We start from the raw sequence: 17,359 nt of genomic DNA on the forward strand, positions 1-17,359 counted from the left end.
CTACGTCTGAGGTGCGCAGGCCCGCAGCGCAACTTGTAGCATACGGGGGCAGCCGGGCAGGGTCAATGCGCGAAGGCGCACACCCGGGGCGGATCGCCGCATACCCGGCACAAGAACCGTCCCACGAGGCCACGCAGGCCTGACACACCCCGTCCGTGACACGCCCGTGACGGGGTTGCACGGAAGAGTACGACGAGGGAGCCGATCATCCAAGAGCCCGATTCGTTCGACCTGGGAGAGACCGGTGCGACGACCGGCGCCGGGACCGAACCCGAAGCCACCCGGCGTGCCGCCGGGGTCGCGGAGAGCAGCCGGGCCAACCGGGGCTGGTGGGACCGCAACGCCGACGAGTACCAGGTCGAGCACGGCACGTTCCTCGGCGACGACCGTTTCGTGTGGGGTCCCGAGGGCCTCGACGAGGTGGAGGCGGAGCTGCTGGGCCCGCCGGAGGAGCTGAAGGGCAAGGACGTCCTGGAGATCGGCGCCGGCGCGGCCCAGTGCGCGCGCTGGCTCGCCGCCCAGGGCGCCCGTCCCGTCGCCCTGGACCTCTCGCACCGCCAGCTCCAGCACGCGCTGCGCATCGGCGGATCGTTTCCCCTGGTCTGCGCGGACGCGGGCGCGCTGCCCTTCGCGGACGCCTCCTTCGACCTGGTGTGCTCGGCGTACGGGGCGCTTCCCTTCGTCGCCGATCCGCGCCTGGTGCTGCGCGAGGCGCGCCGCGTGCTGCGGCCGGGCGGGCGGTTCGTCTTCTCGGTGACCCACCCGATCCGCTGGGCGTTCCCGGACGAGCCCGGCCCCGAAGGGCTCTCGGTCTCCGCCTCCTACTTCGACCGGACGCCGTACGTCGAGCAGGACGAGGACGGCCGCGCGGTGTACGTCGAGCACCACCGGACGCTCGGCGACCGGGTCCGGGACATCGCCTCCTCGGGTTTCCGGCTCGTCGACCTGGTGGAGCCGGAGTGGCCGGCCTGGAACAGCTCCGAATGGGGCGGCTGGTCCCCGCTGCGGGGCAATCTGATCCCCGGGACGGCGATCTTCGTGTGCGAGCGGGACTGACGTACTCTTCGCGCGCGGAGCGCGCCGGTGAGCGCACGCGCGCGTGAGGGGTACTGACGGTCGCGTACGACACTGGGGGGCGTGATCCGTTACGACGCCCTGGACGCGCTGCCCGTGCGGCAGGCCCTGCCCGGTCTGCACGACGCCCTGGCGGGGCACGGCACCGCCGTGCTGGTGGCACCGCCCGGCACCGGCAAGACGACGCTGGTGCCGCTGGCGCTGGCCGGACTGCTGGACGAAGGGCCGGCGCGGCGGGTGGTGGTGGCCGAGCCGCGCCGGATCGCCGCGCGTGCGGCGGCCCGCCGGATGGCCTGGCTGCTCGGCGAGCAGGTCGGGCGGAGCGTCGGCTACACCGTGCGCGGCGAACGGGTCGTGGGACGGCACGCGCGCGTGGAGGTCGTCACCACCGGCGTGCTGCTGCAGCGACTGCAGCGCGACCAGGAGCTGTCCGGGGTCGACGTCGTGATCCTGGACGAGTGCCACGAACGCCATCTGGACGCCGACACGGTGGCGGCCTTCCTCTGGGACGTACGGGAGACCCTGCGGCCGGAGCTGCGCCTGGTGGCCGCGTCGGCGACGACGGACGCCCAGGGGTGGGCACGGCTGCTGGGCGGGGCGCCGGTCGTCGAGGCGGCCGGTGTCTCCTACCCCGTGGAGACGGTGTGGGCGCCGCCCGCACGGCCGGTGCGGCCACCGCACGGTATGCGGGTCGACCCGGCGCTGCTCGCGCACGTCGGGTCGGTGGTGCGGCGGGCCCTGGCCGAGCGGGACGGTGACGTGCTGTGCTTCCTGCCCGGCGTCGGCGAGATCGCGCGCGTGGCGGGCCGGCTGGGCGACCTGGGCGACGTGACGGTGCTCCAGGTGCACGGCAGGGCACCGGCCGCCGTCCAGGACGCGGTGCTGGCTCCCGCGTCGCGGCGCCGGGTGGTGCTGGCCACGTCGGTCGCCGAGTCCTCGCTCACCGTCCCCGGCGTACGGGTGGTCGTGGATGCGGGGCTCGCGCGGGAGCCGCGGGTGGACCACGCGCGCGGGCTGAGCGCGCTGGCGACCGTACGGGCGTCGCGCGCGGCCGGGCGGCAGCGGGCGGGGCGGGCCGGGCGGGAGGCGCCGGGGACGGTGTACCGCTGCTGGTCAAAGGCCGAGGACGCCCGGCTGACGGCCTTTCCGGCCCCGGAGATCAGGGTGGCCGACCTGACCGCGTTCGCCCTCCAGACGGCCTGCTGGGGCGATCCGGAGGCCACCGGACTGGCGCTGCTCGACCCGCCGCCGGCCGGGGCGATGGCCGCGGCGCGGGAGGTGCTGACGGCCATCGGCGCGGTCGACTCCGCCGGCCGGGCGACGGAGCGGGGGGTGCGGCTGGCCCGGCTCGGCGTGCATCCGAGGCTGGGGCGGGCGCTGCTGGACGCCCCGCGCGGGGGCGCCGAGGTGGTCGCGCTGCTGAGCGAGGAGCCGCCGCGGGAGTACGGGGACGACCTGGCGGCCGCGCTGCGTGCCGCCCGGCGGGGCGGTGACGCCTATGCCGGGCGCTGGCTCGCGGAGGTACGGCGGCTGCGGGCGGACGGCGAGAGCGCTTCGGCCGACGGCGTGGACGACCGCGCGGTGGGTCGCGTCGCGGCGCTCGCCTTCCCCGAGCGCGTCGCCAGGGCCGACGGCGGGTCGTACCTGATGGCCTCCGGCACCCGGGCCGAGCTCGGTGACGGCAGCCCGCTGCGTGGCGCGCCGTGGCTCGCGGTGGCCGTGGCGGACCGCCCGGTCGGCAGCGGGCACGCGCGGGTGCGGCTGGCCGCGGTGGTGGACGAGGGCACGGCCAGGTCGGCGGCGGCCCCGCTGTACGCGGAGGACCAGGAGGTCCGCTGGGCCGACGGGGACGTCGTCGCGCGGCGGGTGGAGCGGCTGGGGGCGATCGAGCTCGCGGTGCGGCCGCTGCGGGACGCCGACCCGGCCCGCGTACGGGAGGCGCTCCTCGACGGGCTGCGGCGCGAAGGGCTCGGTCTGTTGCGGTGGACGCCCGACGCCGTCGTGCTGCGGCAGCGGCTCGCGTTCCTCCGGCTGCGCCTCGGGGAGCCCTGGCCCGACGTCCGCGACGACGCGCTGCACGCGCGCGTGGACGAATGGCTGGAGCCGGCGTTCGGCCGGGCCCGCCGGCGGGCCGATCTCGGGCGGATCGACGCCGGGGAGGCGCTGAGGCGGCTGCTGCCGTGGGCGGGCGGCGAGGCCGGACGGCTGGACGAGCTCGCGCCCGAGCGGATCGCCGTACCGAGCGGGTCGCGGATCCGGGTCGACTACGGGAATCCCGAGCAGCCGGTGCTCGCCGTGAAGTTGCAGGAGATGTTCGGTCTGCAGGAGTCGCCCGCGGTGGCCGGGGTGCCGGTGCTGGTGCATCTGCTGTCGCCGGCCGGCCGCCCCGCCGCGGTCACCGCCGACCTCGCCTCGTTCTGGCAGGACGGCTACAAGGGCGTGCGGGCCGAGCTGCGCGGGCGGTATCCGAAGCATCCCTGGCCCGAGGATCCCGCCACGGCCGAACCGACCCGGCACACCAACGCGCGGCTCAGGCGCTGACCGGTTCCGGGACCGGGGTGTCGGCCGGTGCCGGGTCGGCGGGGCGGCGGCCGCGGGCCTCCAGGCAGAGGGAGAGAGCGAGCAGCGCGATCCCGAGGGACAGGAACCCCCAGGGGAGGTAGGAGGTCAGCATCAGGACGAGGGTGCGGTTGTGCTTGACCAGGGCGACCGTGCTCTCGATGTAGTCCTCGCGCATCTTCACGTCGCCGGCGAAGGCCGTCACCTTGGCGCGGCCGCCCAGCAGGGTGCCGCCGCGCAGCTCCTCCTTGTGGATCTCCTCACCGTAGACGGGCGCGCCGGTGACCGGCTCGACCCAGAACCTGCGGACGGTGGTGTACCAGCGGGTGGTGCCTGTCTTGGCGACCGACTCCGGGGTGATGCCCTGCACCGGCATCTTCTTGGGCAGGGAGACCTTGGTCCACGGGATGGTCTGCTCGAAGTAGTAGACCTTGACGCCCCGGAAGGTCTGCGTCCCCTTGTAGTGGATGGGGTTGGTGGTGCGGGTCTGCGCGTCGAAGTACTCGTAGTCCCGTTTCTCGGTCAGGAACGGGAACTTGAACTCGATGCCGTCCCGGGTCACCGGGTCGCCGTCGACCATCTCGCCGGTGGCGTGCACGGGTTCCTGGCTGTGGGCGTCGAAGATGTAGCGCTCGGGGATCTCGGAGACCATCTTGCCGTCGGGTCCCTGGACGTAGGACAGGCCGTCCCAGACGACGACGTCCCGGCCCGCCGTCCTCTCGATCCTCTTCGCGGCCGCCACGTCGCCCTTGAGGGTCTGCACGATGGTGACCTGGGGGACCTTCTTCGCCTGCATGGTGCCGTAGTCGAGGAGCGTGGCGTTCTTCGCCACCAGGACCATGGCCTGGTACTGGTTCGCCGGGATCTTGGCGAGCCGCGGGAAGGCGTACCAGCGCAGCAGCGGGGACAGCGCGGCGAAGAACACGGCGAAGGCGAGCAGGACCAGACTGGCCTTGCGGCGCATCTCGGCCTCCCGGGGCGGCGGTTACGGGTGGGACGGCACCGTGGTGAGCAGCGGCTCGGGGGACGTCCTTCCGTCCGGCGACCCCAGGGCGCTGACCGTCACGACCAGGACGACCGCGAGGACGAGACCGGTCGCGGCGGCGATCAGGGCGCGCATGCGGGACCTCCCTACGGCCGACGGCTGCCTGATGGTGCGTCAGGTCCGGGCACCGTAGCAACGGGAGGGTGAGATGAGAACAGGTCGTACGACGACGAGGGCGCCGTCCCGCGTCGGCGGGAGGGCGCCCTGTGGTCGTACGGCGGTGGATCAGGAGGAGGCGGAAGCGCTCGGGGAGGCGGAGGCCGACGCGGATGCGGAGGCGCTCGGCTGGGGGCTCGGCGACGGGCTCGACGAGGGGCTCGACGAGGGGTCGGCCGCGGCGACCGTCAGCTCCACGGTGAGCGTGGCGCCACCGGTGGTGGTGATGCGGAGCAGGAACGTGCCGGTGGTGTCGTCCGCGTACAGCTTGGGCAGCGTGAGCAGGCCGTCCGCGTCCGTCTGGAGGTCCGTGAGGGTGCGGACGGCGTTGCCGTTCGCGTCCTTGAAGTACGGGCCCTTGTCGTTCTCGCTCGTGTCGTCCGCCGACTTGATCAGCGTGGCGGTGGCGGCGACCTTGTCGGCGACGGCGCCCTGGTAGGTCGCCTTCGCCTGCACCTGGTCGGCGAACTCGCCGCCCGGGGTGCAGGTCGCCGCGGTGGTGTTGACGAGGGCGAGGGTGTCGGCGGCGCGCGCGGTGACGGTCGCGTCGTAGTCGACGCCCTTGACCGTGCGGCCGATCACGCCGGCGTGGACCGTGAAGTCGCCGGTCTTCTCGCCCGCCTGGAGAGCCGGCGCGACGGCGACGCCCTTGCTGTCGGTGACGACCGCGGCGCTCTTCTCGCCGCCGCTGAAGGTCGCGTCCGTGTCCCCGACGATGGTGAAGCGCACCCGGACCTTGGCGACGGCCCGGCCGACCTTGGTCTCCGCGCGCGTGCTGATCTGCTTGCCGAACGCGTCCCCGGCCATCGCCGTGAGCGTGGCGGTGCCCGCGTTCTCCAGGTGGTCCACGGAGTCGGTGGCCGTGGGCGGCACGGTCGGCGTCGTGCTGGGGGTGCTCGGCGCGGGCTCGGTGGGGTCCGGCGTGTTCTGGGCCGGCTTCGTCGTCGAGCCGCCGGAACCGGAGCCGGAACCCGAGCCGGAGCCGGTCGAGCCGTCGCTGCGGTGCGAGGGCAGCGTTCCGGTGCCGTCCGGGACCGAGTGGGTGCCCTTGCGGTAGAACTCGTACCAGGACAGGACCAGGTTGAGGTAGTCCTGCGAGTTGTTGTAGCTCAGAATCGCGCTGTTCATGTCGGCCTGGACGGACAGGTCCCAGCCATTGCGGCACAGGTAGTGGCCGGCGGCGAGCGCCGCGTCGTAGACGTTGTTGGGGTCCTTGACGCCGTCGCCGTTGCCGTCGCGGCCCGCCCACGCCCAGGTCGACGGGATGAACTGCATGGGTCCGACGGCCTGGTCGTACTCGCTGTTGCCGTCGTACTTGCCGCCGTCGGTGTCCGGGATGAGCGCGAAGCCGTTGCCGTCGAGCTGCGGGCCGAGGATCCGGTGCAGGGTGTTGCCCTCGGCGTCCACGTCACCGCCGCGGGCCTGGCCGGACTCGACCTTGCCGATGGCGGCCAGCAGCTGCCAGGGCAGGTTGCAGCCGGGCTTGGAACCGCGCAGCTCCGCCTCGGCCTTCTTGTAGGCGTCGAGGACGGTGGCGGGGATGCCGGCCTCGGCCGCGCCGCGGGAGACGGCGGTGCCGATGCTCGGCGCGGAAGCCGTGGGACTCGGGCTGGGGTTCGGGCTGTTCAGCGGCGGCAGGTCCGTGAAGTACGGCGAGTTGCCGGTGGCGCCGTCGGGCGCGGAGGTGCTGGCTCCGGCGTTGGCCTGTCTTCCCGTGTCCTTGGCGGGGGCGCCCGGTGCCTGGGACGCGGACAGTGCCGCTACCGCCAACGCGGCCGCGGCGGTCGTCGCCGCTCCCTTGCGCAGCCGCCTGCCGAATTGCGCCGCCATAAGGTGAACCCCTCCCATGGACGCCTTCTGAGCGCCCGTCTCCGTCTGTCCGTTCGCCCCTGGTGTGACGGACGACCCGGTGTTGTGGTTGCCCCTGTTACCTCTTTCGCGTGGTGAGGTAGCGCATCCGGCCGTGCACGCCGGGGCGGCGACCCAGGCGACCCTACGACAACTTCCCTTCCGCGGACACCCGGCGGTGCCCGATTTTCACCAGTTGGCCATCGCCCGTTGAACGATGGTGGTGTGGCGGATACTTGCCGTACGCGATCACTTGTTCGGCGCTCCGGCCGACGACTGCTCCAGGGGGCCCGGATGCCGTTCACTCTCAGCCACGCCGCCGCCGTGCTGCCCGCCGTGCGCGGCGACGGGACCGGGCGCGGCCGGCTGGTGCCGGCGGTGCTCGTCGCGGGGTCCTTCGCGCCCGACCTCACCTACTACGCGGCGAGCGCGGTGCCGGACGCGATGGAGTTCGGCGACTTCACGCACTCGTTGCCCGGTGTCCTCACCGTCGACGTGCTGTTCGCCTGGGCGCTGGTCGCGCTGTGGCTGCTGGTCCGGGAACCGCTCGTGGCCCTCGCGCCCCGCGCCCGGCAGGCGCGGGTGGCCGGGCTGCTGCGCTGCGGGGCGCCCCGCGGGCGTGCCGGACTCTCCGCGGCGGCCTGGTGGTACGTCTCCGCCGTGCTCGGCGGGCTCACGCACGTCGTCTGGGACGCGTTCACGCACCACGGCCGCTGGGGGACGCGACTGGTCCCGGCCATCGGCCGGAACGTCGCGGGTATGCCGCTGTACTCCCTGCTCCAGTACGGCAGTTCGGTGGCCGGCGCGGCCGTGCTCGCCGTGTTCGCGGTCCGCGCGGTACGGCGGGCGCCGGCCGCGGAGCCGGTGGGGGTGCCGCTGCTGTCGGTGCGGGACCGGTGGTGGGCGGGCGCCGGAATCGCCGGCTGCGCCCTGCTGGCGGCGGTGCAGCGGGCGGTGCGGTGGTGGGAGTACTGGGGGGCTGTGGCGAAGCCCTGGGAGCTGCTGCCGACGGTGCTCTTCGGAACGGGCGCGGGGCTGCTGCTCGGGGCGCTGGGGTACGCCGTGGCGGTCAGGGTGTGGCGTCCGGCTCCGGTGGGCGACGGCGTGCGGCGGAGTGCCCCGGCCGTTCGGTGAGGCTCGCGACGAACACGGTCATGGTGCGGGGGCGGCGGGGGCCGGGGAGCGCGTTGAGGAGCAGCGCGAGGTAGCTGCGGGCGAGGTCGAGCCACTGGCGCAGGTCGGGCCGGGCGCGGAGCCGGCGCCGCAGCCGGGTGGCTGCTCGGCGCACGGTGACGGCGAGGTCGACGGGGATGCGGGCGGAGCTGGCGCCGGCCGCCAGGGCCGGGGCCGACGGGGCCGCCGTGACCTGGGCGGAGGCGGAGGCGGAACGGGCCTTGGCCGGGGGCCTGCTCTGGGGCGTCCGGCGGTGAACCATACGTATACCCATGGCCGCATCCTTGCCGCTGCCGGGGGCCGAGGCGTTCTGACAGGGTCCACGCGAGTGACGTGTCCGCACCCCCACTCCCGCGCCTCTCCCCCTTGCGGCGCCGCTTCCTCGCCCTTGCTTCGCCGTACCGTCCCCTCTGGTCCGCCGCGCCCTTTTCTCCACGGCGGCCCCTTCTTTCCTCCGCCGCACCGACGAGCAGCCGCAGCGGCGCTTCCCGGCGGTGCCGAACCGGGCGCGTCCCGTGGGTCCGGCACCGCCGGAAGCCGCCGTCGTGGCCGAGCACCGTTGCCGCGGAGAAGGGGGAGCGGCGGAGAAGGAGCCGGAAAGAGGGGAGGCACCGCTCAGCCCAGGGTCGGGGAGCGGTGCCGCCTGTCGAGGATGGGTGCGCCCTGTCAGGGAGGGGCGTTCTCCGGTGGTCGTCCGGGGAACGCCCCCTTTGTCGGGTCTCGCCGTGGGCGTCAGTGGGCTGCTGATTCCCAGTCCGGGCCCACGCCCACCGAGACGTCCAGGGGAGCACGGAGGTTGACGGCGTTGGACATCTGCTCGCGGAGGACGGATTCGACCCGGTCGCGCTCGCCGGGGGCGACCTCCAGGACGATTTCGTCGTGGACCTGGAGGAGCATGCGGGACTTCAGGTCCGCCTCGCGCAGCGCGCCGTCCACCCGGAGCATGGCGATCTTGACGATGTCGGCCGCCGTGCCCTGGATGGGCGCGTTGAGTGCCATCCGCTCGGCCGCCTCCCGGCGCTGCCGGTTGTCGCTGTTGAGGTCGGGGAGGTAGCGGCGGCGCCCGAAGAGCGTCGCCGTGTAGCCGGTGGCGCGCGCCTCGTCGACCACGCGGCGCAGGTAGTCGCGGACCCCGCCGAACCGCTCGAAGTACGTGTCCATCAGGGCCCGGGCCTCGCCCGCGTCGATGTTCAGCTGCTGGGAGAGGCCGAAGGCCGACAGACCGTACGCGAGGCCGTACGACATCGCCTTGATCTTGCGGCGCATCTCCGCGTCGACGGCCGGGCGGTCGACGGAGAACACCTGCGAGGCGACCGTGGTGTGCAGGTCCTCGCCGGAGGTGAACGCCTCGATCAGGCCCGCGTCCTCGGAGAGGTGGGCCATGACACGCAGCTCGATCTGGCTGTAGTCGGCGGTCATGAGCGACTCGAAGCCCTCGCCGACGACGAAGCCCCGGCGGATCGCCCGGCCCTCGTCGGTGCGGACCGGGATGTTCTGGAGGTTCGGGTCGGTGGAGGAGAGGCGGCCGGTCGCGGCGACGGTCTGGTTGAACGTGGTGTGGATGCGGCCGTCGGCGGCGACGGTCTTGATCAGGCCCTCGACCGTGACCCGCAGCTTGGCCTGCTCGCGGTGCCGGAGCATGATCACCGGCAGTTCGTTGTCCGTCTGGCCGGCGAGCCAGGCGAGCGCGTCGGCGTCGGTGGTGTAGCCGGTCTTGGTCTTCTTGGTCTTCGGAAGCGCCAGTTCGCCGAAGAGGACCTCCTGGAGCTGCTTGGGCGACCCCAGGTTGAACTCGTGGCCGGCCGCCGCGTGCGCCTCCTTCACCGCCTGCTGCACTGCGCCCGCGAACATCTGCTCCATCGCCTCCAGGTGCGCGCGGTCGGCCGCGATGCCGTTCCGCTCCATCCGGGCGAGCAGGACGGAGGTGGGCAGCTCCATGTCACGGAGCAGGTCCGCGGCGCCGACCTCCTGGAGCCGGGCCTCGAAGGCCTCGCCGAGGTCGAGGATCGCGCGGGCCTGGATCATCAGGGCCTCGGCCTCGGCGCCGTCGTCCGCGCCGAACGCCAGCTGGCCGTCGGCCGCGGCGGCCGGGGCCAGCTCGCGGTGCAGGTACTCCAGGGACAGCGCGTCCAGGTCGAAGGAGCGGCGGCCGGGCTTGACCAGGTACGCGGCGAGTGCGGTGTCCATGGTGACGCCGTCGATGGTCCAGCCGTGCTCGGCGAAGACCCGCATGGCGCCCTTGGCGTTGTGGAAGACCTTGGGTCGGGCGGCGTCGGCCAGCCAGGCGGCGAACGCGTTCTCGTCGGCCTCGTCCAGTTCGGCGGGGTCGAACCAGGCCGCCGCACCCTGGGCCGCGGCGAGGGCGACCTCGGCGACCGAACCGGTGCCGAGCGCCCAGGTGTCGACGGTGGCGACGCCCAGGGGCTGCTCCGCGCCGTGCTCGGCGAGCCAGCCCGCCAGCTCGCCGGTGCCGAGGACGGTGCCGTCGACCTCCACGCCCCCTTCGGCGACGGGCGTGGACTCGGCCTCCTCTGCGCCGGGGTCGACGGCGTAGAGCCGCTCGCGCAGCGACGGGTTGCGGATCTCCAGGGTGTCCAGGATCATCGCGACGTTCTTGCGGTCGTACGGCGCGCGCTCCAGCTCGGCGACCGTCCTCGGCAGCTCCACGCCGCGCTCCAGCTCGGTGAGCCTGCGGTTGAGCTTGACGGACTCCAGGTGGTCGCGGAGGTTCTGCCCGGCCTTGCCCTTGACCTCGTCGACGCGCTCCACCAGCTCGGCGAAGGAACCGAACTGGTTGATCCACTTCGCGGCGGTCTTCTCGCCGACGCCGGGGATACCGGGGAGGTTGTCGGACGGGTCGCCGCGCAGGGCCGCGAAGTCCGGGTACTGGGCGGGCGTCAAGCCGTACTTCTCGAAGACCTTCTCCGGGGTGAACCGGGTCAGCTCGGAGACGCCCTTCGTCGGGTAGAGGACCGTGGTGTGCTCGGTGACCAGCTGGAAGGAGTCGCGGTCGCCGGTGACGATCAGGACCTCGAAGCCCGCGGCCTCGGCCTGGGTGGCGAGGGTGGCGATGATGTCGTCGGCCTCGAAGCCCTCGACGGCGAAGCGCTGCGCGTGCATGGCGTCGAGCAGCTCGCCGATCAGCTCGACCTGGCCCTTGAACTCGTCCGGGGTCTTGGAGCGGTTCGCCTTGTACTCGGCGAACTCCTCGGAACGCCAGGTCTTGCGCGAGACGTCGAACGCCACCGCGAAGTGCGTGGGCGCCTCGTCACGCAGGGTGTTGGCCAGCATCGACGCGAAACCGTAGATCGCGTTCGTCGGCTGGCCCGTCGCGGTCGTGAAGTTCTCCGCGGGCAGCGCGAAGAACGCGCGGTACGCCAGCGAGTGCCCGTCCATGAGCATCAGCCGGGGACGGGGGCCGCCGGGGTTCTTGTCGGTCTGCTTCGCTGCTGTCTCTGCCACGCCCCCGATCCTGCCACGCCGCACTGACAGTGAGGGCCGACGGCCGGGAGTGCGGTGAGCTCGGCACCGCCGGACGGCACCGCCGCGGCTGACCGCCGCGGCTGACCGCCGCGCGGCGGGGAGGACCAGCGGCGGCTTCGAAACGGCGAGAGGCGGATCGACGGCCGCCCGCCGACCGACGGGGACGCGGAGCCGGGCGGGGCGCCGGGAGGGCCCGGCTGCCAAGCATTGGTTTCCGCTTCCGCCGGGCAGCCCGTGCTCGATGGTTGTCCGTGGTGCGTGCGAGGATCGGGTGCACAGGGCAGTGGTGCCGGCGTGGAGGGAGAGCGTGCGATGGCGACGAAGCCGCCCAAGGAGGACCCCGTCCAGGACGCGCCGCAGGTCGCGGAGCCGAAGCACGCGGCCGCGGGACTGCCCGCCATAGGACACACGCTGCGGATAGCCCAGCAGCAGATGGGCGTGAAGCGCACCGCGCTGACGCTGCTGCGGGTGAACCAGAAGGACGGCTTCGACTGCCCCGGCTGCGCCTGGCCGGAGCCCGAGCACCGGCACACGGCCGAGTTCTGCGAGAACGGTGCCAAGGCGGTGGCCGAGGAGGCCACCCTGCGCCGGGTGACCCCCGAGTTCTTCGCCGCGCACCCGGTCGCCGACCTGCACCACCGCAGCGGTTACTGGCTCGGCCAGCAGGGGCGGCTCACCCACCCCATGTATCTCGCCGAGGGCGCCGAGCACTACGAGCCGGTCGGCTGGGAGCGTGCCTTCGACATCATCGGCGAGGAGATCGCGGCCCTCTCCTCCCCCGACCAGGCGGTCTTCTACACCTCGGGCCGGACCAGCAACGAGGCCGCGTTCCTGTACCAGCTGTTCGCGCGCGAGCTGGGCACCAACAACCTGCCGGACTGCTCCAACATGTGCCACGAGTCCTCGGGTTCGGCACTGAGCGAGACCATCGGCATCGGCAAGGGCAGTGTCCACCTCGAGGACCTGTACAAGGCCGACCTGATCATCGTCGCCGGGCAGAACCCGGGCACCAACCACCCCCGGATGCTCTCCGCGCTGGAGAAGGCCAAGGCCAACGGCGCGAAGATCATCAGTGTCAATCCGCTCCCCGAGGCCGGCCTGGAGCGGTTCAAGAACCCGCAGACCCCGCAGGGCATGGTCAAGGGCGCCGCCCTCACCGACCTGTTCCTGCAGATCCGCATAGGCGGCGACCAGGCCCTGTTCCGGCTCCTCAACAAGCTCGTCCTGGAGACGGAGGGCGCGGTCGACGAGGAGTTCGTGCGGGAACACACCCACGGGTACGAGGAGTTCGCGGCGGCCGCCCGCGCCGCCGACTGGGACGAGACGCTCACCGCCACCGGACTGACCCGCGAGGAGATCGAGAAGACCCTCGCCATGGTGCTCGCCTCGCAGCGCACCATCGTCTGCTGGGCCATGGGGCTCACCCAGCACAAGCACTCGGTGCCGACGATCCGGGAGGTCGTCAACTTCCTTCTGCTGCGCGGCAACATCGGCCGCCCCGGCGCGGGCGTGTGCCCGGTCCGCGGCCACTCGAACGTGCAGGGCGACCGCACGATGGGCATCTTCGAGCGGCCGGCCCCGGCCTTCCTGGACGCCCTGGAGAAGGAGTTCGGCTTCGCGCCGCCGCGCGAGCACGGCTTCGACGTCGTCCGGGCCATCCGCGCGCTGCGCGACGGCGAGGCGAAGGTCTTCTTCGCGATGGGCGGCAACTTCGTCTCCGCGACGCCCGACACGGAGGTCACCGAGGCGGCGGTGCGCCGGGCCCGGCTGACCGTGCACGTGTCGACGAAGCTGAACCGCTCGCACGTCGTCACGGGCGCGCGGGCGCTGATCCTGCCGACGCTCGGCCGCACCGAGCGCGATCTCCAGGGCGGCGGCGAGCAGTTCGTCACCGTCGAGGACTCCATGGGCATGGTGCACGCCTCGCGCGGCCGCCTGGAGCCCGCGAGCCCGCACCTGCTGTCGGAACCGGCCATCGTGTGCCGGCTGGCCCGGCGGGTGCTCGGCGAGAACAGCCGTACGCCGTGGGAGGAGTTCGAGAAGGACTACGCGACGGTCCGGGACCGTATCGCCCGCGTGATCCCCGGCTTCGACGACTTCAACGCGCGCGTGGCGCACCCGGGCGGCTTCGCGCTCCCGCACGCCCCGCGCGACGAGCGGCGCTTCCCGACGGCCACCGGCAAGGCGAACTTCACGGCGGCCCCGGTCGAGTATCCCGAACTGCCCGAAGGGCGGCTGCTGTTGCAGACGCTGCGCTCGCACGACCAGTACAACACCACGATCTACGGCCTGGACGACCGCTACCGGGGCATCAAGAACGGCCGCCGGGTGGTCCTGGTGAACCCGGAGGACGCGCGGCTGCTGGGCGTCGCCGACGGGGCGTACGTGGACCTGGTCGGCGAGTGGAAGGACGGCGTGGAGCGCCGGGCGCCGGGCTTCCGGGTGGTGCACTACCCGACCTCCCGGGGCTGCGCGGCCGCGTACTACCCGGAGACCAACGTGCTGGTGCCGCTCGACTCGACGGCGGACGTCAGCAACACCCCGGCCAGCAAGTCCGTGGTGATCCGTCTGGAGGTCGGTGTGCCGCACCCGAGAGCCGCCGACTGAGCGCCCGCTCAGCGCTTCTGGAAGAATCGGCGGCCGACTGAGCGTTTGCTCAGCCGAGGCAGACAGCCGCACGACGAACGGAGCCGGCCCATGGGTGAGCAGCAGCACGTGAAGTTCCCGCAGGAGGTCATCGACGAGTACGCCTCGCTCGGCGTCGACCTGCAGGCCCTGTTCTCGGCGGGTCACTTGGGCAACCGGATGGGCGTGCAGATCCTGGAGGCCTCGGCGGAACGGGTCGTGGGCACCATGCCGGTGGAGGGCAACACCCAGCCGTACGGGCTGCTGCACGGTGGTGCCAGTGCGGTGCTGGCGGAGACTCTGGGCTCGGTCGGTTCGATGCTGCACGGCGGCAGCTCGAAGATCGCGGTCGGTGTCGACCTGAACTGCACGCACCACCGCGGCGCCCGCTCCGGCCTGGTCACCGGCGTAGCCACCCCCGTCCACCGGGGGCGGTCCACGGCGACGTACGAGATCGTCATCAGCGACGAGGAGGGACGGCGGGTGTGCAGCGCGCGCCTGACCTGTCTGCTGCGTGACGTGCGCCCGGGCGACTAGCTCCGTCCTCGGGGCGCCGGAGCCCGACCGGAACCCCGGCGGGACACAGGACCTCGGCAGCGCGTGCCGAGGTCAGCGCCCGGTAAGAGAACCACAGGGAAGCCCGGCGCACGGCCGGCGCCCGCCGCCGCGCACCCCGCCGGGAAATGCGAAAAAGTTCCGAAGGCTTGACTTTCTTTCCTGGGCGTAACTCTACGTAATACGCGTGTAATCCGCATTCGCTGTTTCACCCCAGTTCCCGGGACACGCCGCGTCCCCCGCCCCGTCCGAAAGTCGCCCACAGCAACGGCCGGGCGTAATGCGCAAAACCGTTGAGACGCCTGAACGGATCATGCCGGGTCCTGCGGGTTCTCAGAATGCGGACGGGGCGAATCGGGCTCAATTCCTGCTTTCCCCCCACGATGTACCGCTCTGCATTACCTCGTGTCATAACAAGAGCGTCACAGCCTTGGACAAGCTCTCCTCCACGTTCCTCACCCGCGCTTAGAGTCACGGCCAGTCACCGCTCCACAGGGAGTTCGGTACCGGCGCGGCATCCGTCGTTCCCCGCGAGGGGGCGCATGCCCGCGGAAAGGATCGATTGTGCGACAGCGTTCTCTGGTGATTCTTACCTCCGTGCTGACCACCGGAGCCCTGACCCTCACCGCCTGCGGATCCCGCGACGACAACAGCAAGAGCGGCGACAGCGGCAACGTGACGGTCACGATCGGCGTCGACGCCCCGCTGACCGGTCAGAACTCCGCCACGGGTCTCGGCATCCAGTACGGCGCCCAGATCGCCGTCGACGACGCCAACAAGAACAAGACCGTCCCGGGCGTCACCTTCAAGATCAAGGCGCTGGACGACAAGGCGATTCCGGCCACCGGCCAGCAGAACGCCACCCAGCTCGTCTCGGACAAGACGGTGCTCGGCGTCGTCGGCCCGCTCAACTCCGGTGTGGCCACGCAGATGCAGCAGGTCTTCGCCACCGCCAACCTGGTGGAGATCTCGCCGTCCAACACCAACCCCGAGCTGACGATGGGCAAGAACTGGCAGACCAGCCCGTCCCGCCCGTTCAAGACGTACTTCCGCACCGCGACCACCGACGCCCTGCAGGGCGCCTACGCGGCGGACTACGCCTACAACGTCGCCAAGAAGAAGAAGGCCTTCGTCGTCGACGACAAGCAGACCTACGGCGCGGGTCTGTCGAAGATCTTCTCGGAGCAGTTCGCCAAGCAGGGCGGCAAGGTCATCGGCACCGACCACGTCAACACCGGCGACCGTGACTTCTCCACCCTGGTCACCAAGATCAAGAACTCGGGCGCCGACATCCTGTACTACGGCGGCCAGTACGACGAGTCCGAGGTGCTGACCAAGCAGCTCAAGGACGCGGGCGCCAACATCCCGCTGTTCGGCGGCGACGGCATGTTCACCCCGACCTACATCAAGACCGCCGGCAAGGCCTCCGAGGGCGACCTGGTGACCTCGATCGGCGTCCCGGTCGACACCCTGCCCGCCGCCAAGGACTTCGTGGCCACCTACAAGGCCAAGAAGTACCCGGGTGACTACGGCACCTACGGCTCGTACTCCTACGACGCCACCACCGCGATCATCAAGGCCATCGGCAGCGTCGTGAAGGACGGCAAGGTCCCGGACGACGCCCGCTCGCAGATCGTCAGCGGCGTCCAGAGCACCTCCTTCGAGGGCATCTCCGGCAAGATCTCGTTCGACCAGTACGGCGACACCACGAACAAGCAGCTGACCGTCTACAAGGTCGAGAACGGCGAGTGGAAGTCCGTCAAGAGCGGCGTGGCCACCCCGAAGTAACCGGCCGTCACACATCGCACCACCAGGGCCGCGCGGCGCAGACCACCGTCACCGCGCGGCCCGCCTTCTACCGCCCCCCTGACTCTCCCCACCACATGGAGGCCATGCGGTGAACACCCTGCCGCAGCAGCTGGCCAACGGGCTGTTCCTCGGCTCGATGTACGGTCTGATCGCCATCGGTTACACGATGGTGTACGGCATCGTCCAGCTCATCAACTTCGCCCATGGCGAGATCTTCATGACCGGAGGCTTCGGCGCCCTCACGGTCTACCTTCTCCTGCCGGACGGCATATCCATGTGGGTAGCCCTGCCGGCGATGCTCATCGGCGGCGCCCTGGCCTCCGTCCTCATCGCCGTCGGCGCCGAGCGCTTCGCCTACCGGCCACTGCGCGGCGCACCACGCCTCGCCCCGCTGATCACCGCGATCGGCCTGTCGCTCGCGCTGCAGCAGGCGGTCTTCAACTGGTACCACGTCGACGGTGACGCCAAGACCGCCCGGGTCTTCCCCCAACTGCCGTTCGGGCCGCTGCACATCGGCTCCGTGACCGTGCAGAGCGGTGACATCTTCCTGATCATCGCCGCCCCGCTGTGCATGGCGATCCTCGCCCTGTTCGTCCGGCTCTCCCGCACCGGCCGCGCCATGCAGGCCACCGCCCAGGACCCGGACACCGCCCAGCTGATGGGCATCGACACCAACCGCATCATCGTCATCGCCTTCGCGATCGGCGGCTTCTTCGCGGCCGTCGCCGGTGTCTCCTACGGCCTCAAGTACGGCTCCGTCTCCTACGACATGGGCTTCATCGCCGGTCTGAAGGCGTTCACCGCGGCCGTCCTCGGCGGCATCGGGAACATCTACGGCGCGATGCTCGGCGGGCTCGTCCTCGGCATCGCCGAGGCCATGGCCACCGCCTACATCGCCAACATCCCCGGCATGCAGCAGCTCGGCGGTGGCGGCTGGGCCTCCGTGTGGGCCTTCGTCCTGCTGATCCTCGTACTCCTCTTCAGACCACAGGGTCTGCTCGGCGAACGCGTCGCGGACAGGGCGTGAGCAGC

The 17,359-nt window shown here is 72.0% G+C and carries 12 protein-coding genes; 7 read left to right on the forward strand and 5 right to left on the reverse strand.

Annotation, left to right across the window (positions count from 1 at the left end; translation table 11 throughout):
• The first annotated feature begins 207 nt into the window (after nucleotides 1–207).
• Nucleotides 208–1,056 carry a class I SAM-dependent methyltransferase gene (locus AB0472_RS21065; protein ID WP_366358093.1) on the forward strand — a complete coding sequence of 283 codons (849 nt, stop codon included), beginning with the start codon at nucleotides 208–210 and terminating at the stop codon, nucleotides 1,054–1,056.
• 81 nt (nucleotides 1,057–1,137) lie between these two features.
• Nucleotides 1,138–3,615: an ATP-dependent helicase HrpB gene (hrpB, locus tag AB0472_RS21070; protein ID WP_366357990.1), complete on the forward strand. Its 2,478-nt coding sequence runs from the start codon at nucleotides 1,138–1,140 to the stop codon at nucleotides 3,613–3,615.
• On the opposite strand, the gene AB0472_RS21075 is transcribed toward hrpB, so the two are convergent.
• The 3 genes from AB0472_RS21075 to AB0472_RS21085 all read right to left on the reverse strand — a co-directional run bounded on the left by AB0472_RS21075 (nucleotide 3,605) and on the right by AB0472_RS21085 (nucleotide 6,664).
• Complete coding sequence (locus tag AB0472_RS21075; RefSeq protein WP_366357991.1) at nucleotides 3,605–4,597, reverse strand: DUF3068 domain-containing protein; 993 nt, start codon at nucleotides 4,595–4,597, stop codon at nucleotides 3,605–3,607. The genes hrpB and AB0472_RS21075 overlap by 11 nt on opposite strands.
• Nucleotides 4,598–4,618: 21 nt before the next feature.
• Nucleotides 4,619–4,753 (reverse strand): SPW_0924 family protein, encoded by a 135-nt coding sequence (locus AB0472_RS21080; RefSeq protein WP_366357992.1) that lies wholly within the window; start codon nucleotides 4,751–4,753, stop codon nucleotides 4,619–4,621.
• Between the two features lie 150 nt (nucleotides 4,754–4,903).
• Entirely contained in the window at nucleotides 4,904–6,664 is a 1,761-nt protein-coding gene (locus AB0472_RS21085) for a lytic transglycosylase domain-containing protein (protein ID WP_366357993.1), read from the reverse strand.
• 312 nt (nucleotides 6,665–6,976) lie between these two features.
• Here AB0472_RS21085 and AB0472_RS21090 point away from each other — a divergent pair, with 312 nt between their 5' ends.
• Nucleotides 6,977–7,816, forward strand: a complete 840-nt coding sequence (locus tag AB0472_RS21090) for a DUF4184 family protein (protein WP_366357994.1) — start codon at nucleotides 6,977–6,979, stop codon at nucleotides 7,814–7,816.
• On the opposite strand, the gene AB0472_RS21095 is transcribed toward AB0472_RS21090, so the two are convergent.
• Nucleotides 7,752–8,129: a hypothetical protein gene (locus AB0472_RS21095; RefSeq protein ID WP_366357995.1), complete on the reverse strand. Its 378-nt coding sequence runs from the start codon at nucleotides 8,127–8,129 to the stop codon at nucleotides 7,752–7,754. The genes AB0472_RS21090 and AB0472_RS21095 overlap by 65 nt on opposite strands.
• A gap of 458 nt (nucleotides 8,130–8,587) precedes the next feature.
• Entirely contained in the window at nucleotides 8,588–11,317 is a 2,730-nt protein-coding gene (gene polA, locus AB0472_RS21100) for a DNA polymerase I (protein WP_366357996.1), read from the reverse strand.
• Between the two features lie 333 nt (nucleotides 11,318–11,650).
• Between polA and AB0472_RS21105 the strand changes: the two genes are divergently transcribed.
• The 4 genes from AB0472_RS21105 to AB0472_RS21120 all read left to right on the forward strand — a co-directional run bounded on the left by AB0472_RS21105 (nucleotide 11,651) and on the right by AB0472_RS21120 (nucleotide 17,354).
• Nucleotides 11,651–13,945 carry an FdhF/YdeP family oxidoreductase gene (locus tag AB0472_RS21105; RefSeq protein ID WP_366357997.1) on the forward strand — a complete coding sequence of 765 codons (2,295 nt, stop codon included), beginning with the start codon at nucleotides 11,651–11,653 and terminating at the stop codon, nucleotides 13,943–13,945.
• 90 nt (nucleotides 13,946–14,035) lie between these two features.
• Complete coding sequence (locus tag AB0472_RS21110; RefSeq protein WP_366357998.1) at nucleotides 14,036–14,500, forward strand: hotdog fold thioesterase; 465 nt, start codon at nucleotides 14,036–14,038, stop codon at nucleotides 14,498–14,500.
• A 597-nt stretch (nucleotides 14,501–15,097) separates the two neighbouring features.
• Nucleotides 15,098–16,306, forward strand: coding sequence for a branched-chain amino acid ABC transporter substrate-binding protein (locus AB0472_RS21115; RefSeq protein ID WP_366358094.1), 1,209 nt, complete (start codon nucleotides 15,098–15,100; stop codon nucleotides 16,304–16,306).
• A gap of 109 nt (nucleotides 16,307–16,415) precedes the next feature.
• Nucleotides 16,416–17,354 (forward strand): branched-chain amino acid ABC transporter permease, encoded by a 939-nt coding sequence (locus AB0472_RS21120; RefSeq protein WP_352355387.1) that lies wholly within the window; start codon nucleotides 16,416–16,418, stop codon nucleotides 17,352–17,354.
• Nucleotides 17,355–17,359: the final 5 nt, after the last annotated feature.

Source organism: Streptomyces sp. NPDC086777 (assembly GCF_040702065.1).
In the GTDB taxonomy this organism is placed as follows: Bacteria; Actinomycetota; Actinomycetes; order Streptomycetales; family Streptomycetaceae; genus Streptomyces.